Below are 9,775 nucleotides of genomic sequence, written 5' to 3'. Positions count from 1 at the left end.
CGGCCGTGCTGCGCGCCGGTGGGCCCGCCGGAGGCGGGTGGCGACGCGCCCGGCTGGCGACCGGCGCCCTCCCCGCCCGCGAGCGCGGCGACGACGGCGGCCACTCCCAGGCCGTCGAGCGCGGCGTGGTGGGCGGCGACGGCGAGGCGGCGGCCGTCGGCGGTCAACGCCACCCGCACCGGCGCGGCGGCCGCGAGGTCGAACCGGGCGGCGAGCGCGGCGGGCACCGGGCCGGGGCCGGCGAACGGGTCCCAGTCGACCCGGTCGACGGGCGGCGGGCGGCCCGGCACCCACGTCGTCCCGCGCAGCCGGGCGGCGACGATCGGCGACGCCGCGGCCAGCGCGGCCAGCCGGTCGGCCACCGCTCCCACCGTCGTCGGCGCCGCCAGCTCGGCGCACGCCAGCACCACCCAGGCCGTCCGCCGGTCCGGGTGGCGCAGGACGGCCAGCTCCGGCGCGGTCGCCGGCCGGGGCAGGGTCGCGCTCACCGGCGGCGGCGGGGGAGGGACGGGACCGCCGGCCGGGGCAGGGTCGCGCTCACCGGCGGGAGCCCGCGAGGGATCGGGGACGGGGCCGGCGGGCGGGGCATCGTCGCGCTCACCTGCGCGGGCGGGGGACGGACGGGACCGGCGGGCGGGGCATCGTCGGGCTCACCGGCGGCGGCGGGGGAGGGTCGGGCGCCAGGTGTCGGGGACGGCGGCGGCGAGGGCGGCCACCAGGGCGAGGCCGGCGAGGACCTGGGCGGCGGCGCCGAAGGAGCCGGCGCCGGCGCTCGGCGGCCGGCCGGGGTCGAGCACCACGACCAGCCCGGCGGCGAGCATCGAGGCGCCGGCCACCACCGGCAGGGTGCGGTCGCGCTCCGGCAGCCACACGAGCACGGGCACGGCCAGGGCCAGCGGCCCGCCGACCAGGAACCCGGCCCCGGCGGCCAGCGCAAGCGCGCCCCATGGGGGCACCGGCCGGCGACCGGCGGCCGGGAGGGCCGAGCCCCGGCGGGACGGTGCCAGCGCGGCAGCCACCAGCGCGGCCAGCAGGACCACCCCGGCCAGCAGCCCCCAGCGGTACCAGGCGGCCGGCCCCATCCGCACGTCGACGACCCCGTCGACCCCCGCCGGCACCGCCCACCCCTGCCGCCACCCGTCGACCACGACCGGCGCCAGCTCCCGCCCGCCGGCCACCGCCTCCCAGCCGTCGTTGGCGTTCTCGGTGAGCGCCAGCACGGCGTCGCCGCCGGCCGTCAGCGACACCCGCCGGGCCTCGTCGTCCCACCGCCCGACGGCCAGGCGCCGCCCCGCCGACCCGCCGCCCCCCGCCGCCCACCCGGGCGGGGCGAGGGTGACGCCGGCGACCGAGAGCGGGCCGCCGGGGTCGGTGTCGACGTGGTGGTCGCCGGCGTCGAGGTCGACGGGACCGTCGCAGGCGGTCGCGGCCACCGGCCGCAGGGCGACCAGGTCGGCGACCGTGGCGGTGACCGACAGCCGGACCGGCCGGCCGTCGACCCGCACGACCGGCCCGTCGTCGCAGCCGACCTCCACGGGGGCGGCGGGGTCGGGCACGGCCGCCGGCAGGTCCTCCAGCGCCGGCACCCGCACCTCGGCCACCGCCACCAGCCGGTCGCCGCCGGACGGGACGCGCAGGACGAGGTGGTCGGTCGTGACCGGCTCGATCGCCACCGACCCGCCGTCGCCGACGGCCGCCTCCTGCGCCCGGCCGCCGGCCTCGACGACCACCGAGGACACCGGCGAGCCCGGCGCCCCGGCGGCGACGACGACGAGGCCGTCGACCGCCCGCTCGCCGTCCCACCGCAGCTCGATGGCCGGGTCGCGGTCGTCGGCGGCGGCCACCCACGAGGTCGCCTCGTCCCCGTCGACCGCGGCCCACGGCGCGAACGCCGGTAGCGCCCGCCACGTCGACGACGCCGTCGCCGCCACCGCCCCGGACACTGACCCGGCGAGGAGCCGGTCGAGGTCGTCGCCGGGCACGCCGACCACCGTGGCCGCCACCTCCACGGCGGACGGCTCCGCCACCGTGATCCGCCGGTGCAGGGCCGTCTCCTCGTCGGACCGGTCGGCGTCGTAGGGGTCGGCCCGGTACCGGTCGAGCACGAACGCCGCCGGCCCGCCCGCCGGCGGCGGGGGGACGACGAGCACGGGGGCCAGCCGGACGCCGGGGACGGCCACCTCGGCCACGCCTGCCCCGTCCCCCTCCGCGCCCGCCAGGGTGACCCGCACGAACGGGGTCGGCCCGGCCGGCACGTCGACGCCGACCGGCCCGTCGCCGTCGAGGCGGGCCACCGCCCGGCCCTCGGCCGTGTCGACCAGCACGGAGGTGGCGCCGCCCGCCCCCCGCACGGTCACCGATGCGACCTCCCGCCGCCCGAACCGGAGCTCCACCCACTCGCCGACCCCGCCGGCCGGCACCCAGGCGCTGTCCGGGTCGCCGTCGACGGCCGCCCGCGCCGCCGTCTCCGGCCGGGCCGCCGACGAGGCCGCCACGTCGCCACCCTCCACGTCGAGGGTGGTGGCGGCCTCGCCCGGCACGTCGAGGTCGTCGGCCGGCACGCCGGCCCCGAGCACCGGACCGGCCCCGCCCCTGACGACCCCGAAGTCGACGTCCCGGCGGGCCACGGAGTCGGTCGCCACCGGCCGGCCCTCGCCGCCCAGCACGACCGGCCCGTCGAGCAGCCCCCGCTCGGCCAGCGGCACCAGCGAGCCCGGCCCGCCGGCGACGGCCAGCGGGGCGGCGCCGACCGCCACCCGGCGGACGTCGGCCGTCACCTGCCACACCTCGACGGCCCGCAGCGCGGCCGTGCCCGGCCCGAGCGCCGGGTCGAGGCGGCCGGCCGACAGCCCCCGTCCGACGACCGGCCCGAACGCCGCCACCCGCTCGAGCCCCGCCGACCCGGCCAGCGCCCGGTGGACGGCGGCCGGCGGCGGCGCGCCCGTCCTCGCCCGGTCGAGGTCGTTGCGGGCGACCACGAACCCGACTCCCGACCGGGCCAGCACCGGCGCCAGGCCGGCCGACGGCGTGCCGGTGTCGACGAGCCGGCCGACGGCGTCCATCAGCCGGGTCGACCCGGCGCCGCCGAGGGGCACGAGGTCGCGCACCGCCCACGGCGACCGGGCCAGGGCCTGGAGCGGCTCGTCGAGCGGCCGGCCCCACCGGTACTCGCCGAAGGAGGCGGACGGCACGACGAGGCTGACCGTGCCGCCGGCGTGGTCGCCGAGCCAGGCGGCCGCCTCCCGCCAGTAGCCGGGGATGCCGTCGAACGACCCCGGCGCGGCGAGCCGCCCGCTCCACAGCGGCAGGGCGGCGACCACCACGGCGGCGGCCAGCCCGGCGGCCAGCAGCCGGGGCGCGTGGCGGTGGGCCCAGGCCCGGTGGGCGAGGCGGAGGCGGCCGAGGGCGACGGTCGCCCCGTGGGCCAGCCCGCCGGCCAGGGCGATGGCGAGGACCGGGGCCAGCTTGGTGACGTTGCGGAACGGGGCGAGGGGGCCGTCGAGCACGTCGCGCACCACCCCGGCCAGAGGCCCGCCGCCGGCACCGGCGTACCCGGCGGCCATGCCGGCGGCCGCCACGCCCGCGCACAGCGCCAGCCACCACCGCTCGGGCCCGTCCCGGTGGGCCAGCCCGCCGAGCCCCGCGGCGGCCAGCCCGGCGGTGGCGGCGACGGCCACCGGCTCGGAGGCGACGGCCCAGGCGCCCGGCAGCCAGCGCCCGCCGGGGACGGCCAGGTGGCCGAGCCAGTTCGCCGTGCCTCGCAGCACCTCGACGGCGGACGTGGTCGACGTGGTCGTCGCCGCCGTCTCGGTGTAGGCGGTGAAGTCGAACCCGAACGCCACCTGCACGAGGAGGGGGTGGAGCCACCACGCCGTCGCCAGCCCGACGGCGGCGACCCACCAGGCGGCGAGGCGGCGGCGCCGGGCGCCGGGGCGCCGGGTGGCGAGGAACAGGGCCGGCGCCACCAGCGCGGCCGCCGTCGCCGCCCCGTTCACCCCGCCCATCACCGCCACCGCCAGCCCCGACCGGGCCGCGGCCCGCCGGGGCGAGCCGGCGGCGGCCCCGGCGACCAGCGGCACGACCGTCCACGGGAGCAGCGCGTGCGGCACCTGGCCGCCGGACTGGAAGGCGACGACCGCGGTGAAGCTCGGCGCCAGCGCGTAGGCCGCCGCCCCGAGGAGCCGGGTGCCGGGCGTGCCGATGCCGAGCGCGGCGAGCAGGCGGTCGGCCCCCCACAGGGCGGCGACGAGCAGCAGCGCGAACCAGGCCCGCTGGATCACCCACGCGGGCACGCCGAGCATGTCGCCGGCCAGGTGGAACGGCCCCATCGGCAGCAGGTAGCCGGCCGACTGGTTGCCGATGCGGCCGAACCCGGCCCCGGCGTCCCAGAGGTGCAGCGCCCGCCCGAGGAAGCGGCCGGGGTCGACGACCAAGTCGAGCTTGGTCTCGGGCACGACCCGCCCGGGCGCCTGGAGGAAGCAGGCGGCGACGAGCGCCGCCGTCACCGCCAGCCGCGCCCTCGGCACGGCCGCCGCCCTCAGCCGCCCTCGCGCGCCAGCAGGAACTGGCTGCCCCGCACGGCGGCCAGCCGCCACGGGCCCGACCTCGTGAACTCGGCGACGGCCCGCTGCACGCCGTCGCCCCACCACTGCCCGGTCGCCCCGTAGTCGTCGCCGGCGATCACGCCGCCGGGCCGCACCCTCGGCGCCCAGGCCTCGAGGTCGGCGAGGACGCCCTCGTAGGTGTGGTCGCCGTCGACGTAGACCCAGTCGACCGGGCCGACGGCGGCGGCGGCGTCCACCGACGGCGCCCGGTGGACGGTGACGAGCCCGGCCGCGATCTCGCCGGCGAAGCGCTCGACCACCGACCGGTGGACGTCGTCCATGTCGGCCTGGCTGGTGGCCGCGGCGCCGCCGTACCAGCTCTGCGCGTAGCGGGGGTCGGCGGCGAAGGCCCACGGGTCGACCAGGTGCAGGTGCCGGGGCCGGACGCGCCGCAGCACGCGCGCGGAGAAGTCGCCCTTCCAGACGCCGATCTCGGCGCCGACGCTCCCCCGTGGGAGCCGGGTGAGGACCCACGAGCGGGCCAGCCGTCCGAACATGGCGCGGCCGGGGACCGTACCAGCCCCCTGCCCGCTCCCCGGGTGCGCCGGACGGTAGGGTCCGGTCGGTCGCCGGAGGGGCGACCTCGGCGCGCACCGGCGGGACGCGCCGGACGACGGATCCCCCAGAGGAGCGCGAGACACCATGCCGCCCGCCAACGAGCCGCCCGGGACGCCAGCCGGGGGTGTGCCCGAGCCGGGCCCGCCCGCTCCGGCCGGGGCGAGCCCGGCGCCGACGACCGGGGACCGGCTGGGCTACGACGGCGACGACGCCGACGCGCTCACCCGTCGCCGGCGGCCGGCGCCCCGCTCCCGGGTGCCGATGTTCATCGCCGTCGGCGTGTTCGTCGCCATCGCCATCGCCGGGATCGTGGTCGGCATCGCCACCAGGGACGACGGGGACGGGAACGGCGGGCCGACGACGAGCTCGACGGCCGGCGGCCAGCAGGCCAACGGGTTCTGCCCGACCGGTCGGTGGCCGGCGATCGCGCAGGGCCAGCCGGCCGCGCTCGGCGAGGGCGGGACGCCGGAGACCGGGTACTACGTCTGGAACGACGCCTTCGGGTGGCACGTGCGGATGGTCGACACGGCGGCGACCCCTGGCCGGTTCACGGGGGAGGTCGTCTCGTCTGCCAACCTGACGTCGAGCGAGGTGGTCCCGGAAGGGGCGGGTGAGGTGCAGGTGAACGGGAACACGCTGACGTGGGACTTCCCCGGGTCGCAGGAGCCGCAGGGCTTCGACGTGGCCGTCGGCGGGTGCGCGGCGGACACGGTGCGGTTCACCCTGAACGACGCCGACGGCCCGGTCCCCGAGAGCCGGGTCTTCGTCGGCACCAACAGCACCGCGGTGTCGAACCCGCTGATCGTGCGGCGCCAGGGGTGAGGCCGGCCCGGGCCTCCCGCGACGACCTGACGGTCACGAGCGGGCACTTCCCCTGCCTGGACGGGTACCGGGCGCTGGCCGCGCTGGCCGTCGTCATGTACCACGTGCTCGGCGAGGTGAACCCGGGGTGGCTCCCGCCGGTGCTCCGCTCGTTCAACGCCCGGCTCGGCAACTACGGCGTGGCCGTGTTCTTCCTGATCTCCGGCCTCCTGCTGTACCGGCCGTTCGTCCTCGCCCACCTCGAGGACCGGCCGATGCCGAGGACCCTGTCGTTCTACCGGCGCCGCTTCCTGCGCATCTTCCCGGCCTACTGGCTGGCGCTCACCGCGCTGTTCTTCGTGTTCCGGTTCCGCACCCTGCACCGGGTGTCGGGCGCGCTGACGTACTACGGCCTGGTCCAGAACTACCGGCCCGACTTCGCCCTCGGCGGCCTGGCCGTCGCCTGGACGCTGTGCATCGAGGTCAGCTTCTACCTGGCCCTGCCGCTCATTGCGTGGCTGATCTCCCGGCCGGCCCGCCGCCCCGGCGCCGACCTCCACGCCCGCCTCCGGGCCCAGCTCCTCGGGCTCGGCGCGCTGTACCTGGTCGCCGTGAACTGGCGCATCTTCCGCATCCTCGTGCTGCCCGACCGGTCCCAGGCCGGGCTGTGGCTGCCCGCCACCCTGGACTGGTTCGCGCTCGGGATGCTGCTCGCCGTCGGCAACGCCTGGGGGACGGTGACCGGGCGGCTGCCCGCGCTGGTGACCCGCCTGGCGTCGGCGCCGTGGCTGTGCTGGCTGTTCGCCGCGCAGCTCTACTGGGTGACGATGCAGCTGCACCTGCCGCCCGGCTACGCGCTGCCGACTCCGTTCCAGACCATGGCCCGCTACTTCCTGAACGGGCTGTCGGCGTTCCTGCTGCTGCTGCCGGGCGTGTTCGGGCCCCAGGGCGAGGGGCTGATCCGGCGGGCCCTGCGGAGCTGGCCGCTCGCCAGCCTCGGGGTCGTGTCCTACGGCCTCTACCTCTGGCACACCCTGTGGCTGCGCCAGGTGCGGCGCTGGTCGGTCGACGGCTGGTTCGGCTGGTCCTTCCTGTCGGTGATGTCGGCCGTGCTGGTGCTGACCATCGCCACCGCCGCGCTCAGCTACTTCGCCGTCGAGCGCCCGCTCGTCCGGCTGAAGGGCCGGCGGCGGTCGACGCCCTACCGCTCGGCCCAGGAGCCGGAGCGCCCGCTGGTCGAGCCGGTCCCGTCCGGCGTGGCGTAGCGGCCCGCGGTGGCCGTCGCCGAGCGGGCCAGGACGGCACCCGCGACCACGGGCCCGCCCGCCCCGCCGAGGGCCGGGTGGGGCGAGCGGCGGCGCTGGGTGGCCGGGGGCGCCGCCGGCGCCGCGCTGGCGCTGGCCGCCACGCTCACGAACTCGCCCGGCTGGTACGTCGGCGACAACCGCTTCGAGCAGTACTGGTCGCCGGGCCGGCTGCTCGCCAGGGTGCCGTCGCTGTGGGACCCGAGCCGGGGCCTCGGCCGGCCGAGGGGCGAGTTCCTGCGGGTGACGACCGCGGTCGTCGGCCTGTACCGGTCGCTCGGGGCGTCGCCGTGGCTGACCCAGCGGCTGTGGCACGCCACCCTGCTCGTCGTGGCCGGGCTGGGCGCCGCCGCGCTGGTGCGGTGCCTGCGCCCCAGGGCCGACGTGGCCGTCGCCGTCGCCGGCCTCGCCTACGCGTTCAGCCCGGTGGCGGCCGCCTCGCTGGTGCCGTCGGCCCTGTTCTTCAACTACGCCATCGCCCCGTGGCTGGTGGTCGCGCTGGTCAGGGGGACGACGGGGGCGCGGCCGTGGCGGTGGGCCGCCGTGTTCGCCCTGCTCGTGTTCGCCGGCGGCAGCACCGACCCGCCGGGGCTCGTCTACGCCGTCGCCCTGCTCGTGCCGGCGGCCGTCTACGTCGCCGCGGTCGCGAGGGCGGCGACGGGGCGCCGGGTGGCCGGCTGGCTGGCTCGGGCGGGGGCGCTGTCGCTCGCCGTGTCCGCCGCCGTCCTCGTCCAGGTCGTGTACGGCGCGGCGTCGCTGTCGGCCCGGCTGTACGGCACGGAAACGCCGGAGACCGTGAGCCAGGCCTCGTCGTGGTCGGAGTCCTGGCGGGGCCTCGGGTTCTGGATCAGCTACGCGAGGGACGGCGGGCGCCTGGTCCGGCCCCAGCACGCGGCCTGGTTCGACTCGGCGCCTGTCGTGCTGGCGACGTTCGCCGTGCCCGTCGCCGCCGTCCTCGCCCTCGCCCGGTCCCGATGGCGGGGCCGGCTGTTGTTCGCCGCGTTCGCCGTCGTCGGCCTCGTCGCCATGGTCGGCTCGTACCCGCCCGACCACCCCTCGGTCGTCGGCCGCCTGCTGCTCGACGCCTACGACGCCGTCCCGTCCCTCACCGCCCTGCGCAACACCTACAAGGCCGGGTTCGCGCTGGCCCTCGGCCTCGCCGGCCTGCTCGGCGCGGCCGCGCTCCTCGCGGGCCGGCGGCGGCTGGTCGGCGTGGCCGCGGCGGCCGTCGCCGTCGCGGTGTTCGCGGTCGCCTCGTTCCCGTTCTGGACCGCCGGCCTGTACTCGACCGACAACCGCACGGACACGGTCCCCGGCTACTGGCGGGACGCGCTCGCCTGGCTCGACCGGCAGCCCGGCGACGCCCGCGTGCTGGTCGAGCCGGGGACGTTCAACTCCCGCTACCGCTGGGGGAGCCCGGGCGACGACCTGTTCGACGGGCTCCTCGCCCGGGCCCACGTGGTGAGCACGTCGCTGCCGCTCAGCACGGCGGAGGCGTCCGACCTCGTGATGGCCGTCGACGACCGCATCCAGTCGGGCGACTACGAGCCGGGCACGCTGGGGCCGATCGCCCGCCGGCTGGGCATCGGCTACGTGCTCGTCCGCAACGACCTCGAGTGGGGCCGCCTGGGCCGAGCCCGGCCGGCCGAGCTCCAGCCCCTCCGCGACGACCCCGACCTGGAGCCGGTGGCGACGTTCGGCGCGCCCGGCCAGCACACGGTGGCGCCGGGCGACGACTCGACGGAGGCCGACGCCGAGCGCCGCCTCCCGCCCGTCGAGGTGTTCGCCGTGCGGGGGGTGGAGGGCCAGGCCCGGGTGACCGGCGACCGGCCGCTGCTGCTGTCCGGCAGCGGCGAGGGCTGGTTCACCCTGGCCGCCGACGGGCTGCTCGACACCGGCGGGCCGGTGCGGGCCACGGCGCCGACCGACCCCGGGGTGCTGGCCGGCGACCTCGACGCCGGCGGGTCCCTCGTCGTCACCGACACCAACCGGCGGGCCGTCACGCTCGTCACCGGCACCGGCCGGAGCGACTCCCACACCCTGGCCGAGGGGGAGCGGCTGGGGCGGCCGGCCAACGACCTGTTCGGCGTGCCCGGGTCCCAGACCGTCGCCTGGTTCCCCGACGCCACCAGCGTGTCGTCGGCCAGCGTCGGCGCCGGGCTGGCCGGCTATGAGCCCGAGTTCCGGCCGGCCAACGCCTTCGACGGCGACCCCCACACCGCCTGGCTGACCGGCGGGTACCAGGACCCGCTCGGCCGGTCGGTCGTCGTCCACCTGCGCCGGCCGACCACGGTGGCCGCCGTCGAGGTCGACCCGGCCGTGCTGTTCGGCGCCGGCCGGACGATCCGCCTGGCCAGCCTCCACTTCTCGGACGGGTCGAGCGTGCCCGTCGACCTGTCCAGGGGCTCGTCCTCGGTCGGGTTCCCGGCGAGGTCGACCACCTCGCTCGAGCTGCGGATCGACGCGCTGAGCGGGCCGGGGCTGCGGCCGGTCGGCTTCGCCGAGGTG

Annotated in this window: 6 protein-coding genes; 3 read left to right on the top strand and 3 right to left on the bottom strand. The window is 78.8% G+C overall.

All coding sequences use genetic code 11. The features are described 5' to 3' along the window. The 3 genes from VGB14_10370 to VGB14_10360 form a co-directional block, all read right to left on the bottom strand. The coding region (locus VGB14_10370) for a hypothetical protein (protein HEX9993321.1) at nucleotides 1–488 on the bottom strand (488 nt) is incomplete at its 3' end. 162 nt (nucleotides 489–650) lie between these two features. Beyond that, nucleotides 651–4,526 carry an alpha-(1->3)-arabinofuranosyltransferase family protein gene (locus VGB14_10365; protein ID HEX9993320.1) on the bottom strand — a complete coding sequence of 1,292 codons (3,876 nt, stop codon included), beginning with the start codon at nucleotides 4,524–4,526 and terminating at the stop codon, nucleotides 651–653. A gap of 11 nt (nucleotides 4,527–4,537) precedes the next feature. Continuing rightward, on the bottom strand, nucleotides 4,538–5,101 hold the full coding sequence (locus tag VGB14_10360; GenBank protein ID HEX9993319.1) for a class I SAM-dependent methyltransferase: 564 nt from the start codon (nucleotides 5,099–5,101) through the stop codon (nucleotides 4,538–4,540). A 145-nt stretch (nucleotides 5,102–5,246) separates the two neighbouring features. Here VGB14_10360 and VGB14_10355 point away from each other — a divergent pair, with 145 nt between their 5' ends. The 3 genes from VGB14_10355 to VGB14_10345 all read left to right on the top strand — a co-directional run. Beyond that, complete coding sequence (locus tag VGB14_10355; protein HEX9993318.1) at nucleotides 5,247–5,984, top strand: hypothetical protein; 738 nt, start codon at nucleotides 5,247–5,249, stop codon at nucleotides 5,982–5,984. Beyond that, entirely contained in the window at nucleotides 5,981–7,228 is a 1,248-nt protein-coding gene (locus VGB14_10350) for an acyltransferase (GenBank protein HEX9993317.1), read from the top strand. Before VGB14_10355 ends, VGB14_10350 begins: the two co-directional genes overlap by 4 nt. A gap of 9 nt (nucleotides 7,229–7,237) precedes the next feature. Beyond that, nucleotides 7,238–9,775, top strand: a 2,538-nt coding sequence (locus tag VGB14_10345) for an alpha-(1->3)-arabinofuranosyltransferase family protein (GenBank protein HEX9993316.1), incomplete at its 3' end; no start/stop codon positions are given.

The sequence above is a fragment of the Acidimicrobiales bacterium genome, from assembly GCA_036399815.1.
In the GTDB taxonomy this organism is placed as follows: Bacteria; Actinomycetota; Acidimicrobiia; order Acidimicrobiales; family DASWMK01; genus DASWMK01.
Note: the sequence above shows the minus strand (reverse complement) of the source record. Positions and strands in the feature narration are given on the sequence as shown.

Coding starts and splice junctions, on each gene's coding strand:
- VGB14_10360 (HEX9993319.1), bottom strand. CDS start 5,101: ATGTTCGGACGGCTGGCCCGCTCGTGGGTCCTCACCCGGCTCCCACGG.
- VGB14_10355 (HEX9993318.1), top strand. CDS start 5,247: ATGCCGCCCGCCAACGAGCCGCCCGGGACGCCAGCCGGGGGTGTGCCC.